Origin of the sequence: Variovorax glucosi, assembly GCF_051216695.1 — a bacterium.
Classification (GTDB): Bacteria; Pseudomonadota; Gammaproteobacteria; order Burkholderiales; family Burkholderiaceae_C; genus Variovorax.
On the sequence record NZ_JBPJZE010000402.1, the window covers coordinates 1 to 1,034 of the forward strand.

Genomic DNA, 1,034 nt, shown 5'->3' on the forward strand with positions numbered 1-1,034 from the left:
GCGAACCTGGAGGCAATATCCGACTGTCCATAGACCGCATAGGGACTGCCCAGCGTAATGCGGTTGGCATACTGGACCTGTCGTGCGAGACGGCCGGTCCCATCGTACGCAAAGCCGGTGACGGCCTGGGTGCCGTCGACCTGCCAGGCCAGTCGGCCCGCGGCGTCGTAGGCCATGTAGGTGGACTGGTCCAACTGCGTGTCGAAGGTGACAGCGCCCCACAGCGCCGCATGCGTGCGCGACACATAGCCCATCATGGGCATGGCGTGCAGGGTGTGGCGAATGACGTTGCCGTTGCCGTCGTAGCCCCAGCTTTCGACAGAGCTCAGATCACTCTCGCCGCTCATGTATTCGGAGCTGGAGATGGCGTCGAGCCGGAAGGTACGGCGGTTGGCGCCGTCGTAGGCCCACTCCGTGATGCGGTCGGCCGCGCTGGGACTCGCGCTGGCGGGATCGGCTCCCTCGGCGACGGGGGTGGCGTACTGGCGCAGACGCGTGACGTTGCCATTGGCGTCGTACTCGGTCTTGCTGACGGCGCCGATGCCGTCCACGCTCCAGGTCAGCCGGTTGGCCGCGTCGTAGACGTTGCGCACACGCTGGTCGTGCGCATCGTCGGCCACCGGGGCGGGTGCCGTGTGACCGTCCCAGGCGGCCAAGGCGGCTGCCGTGAGGGGCGTGGCATAGCTGCGTTTGGCGACGACGTTGCCGTCGGCATCGTAGGTGCGCTGGGTGGCATCGCCCAGCGCGTCGACGCTCCAGGTGGCGCGGTTGGCGGTGTCGTAGACGGTGCGGATGCGCTGGTCGCGGGTCGCATCGGCGATGACGGGAGGCGCGGATGTGCCGTTCCAACTGCCGAACGCAGCACTGGTCAGCCCCGTCGCATAGGCGCGCGACTCCGTGACATTGCCATTGACGTCGTAGAAGTACTGGACCACGCCACCGGTACCGTCCACCTTCCAGGTCGCCCGGTTGAGGGCATCGAAGACCGTGCGCACGCGTTCGTCGCGCAACCCGTCCGCCACAACAGGCGGATC

Annotated in this window: 1 protein-coding gene; it reads right to left on the reverse strand. The window is 67.5% G+C overall.

Annotated elements, in window-relative coordinates; all coding sequences use genetic code 11:
* Positions 1-1,034, reverse strand: a 1,034-nt coding sequence (locus ACSFA3_RS26015) for a hypothetical protein (protein WP_435508188.1), incomplete at both ends; no start/stop codon positions are given.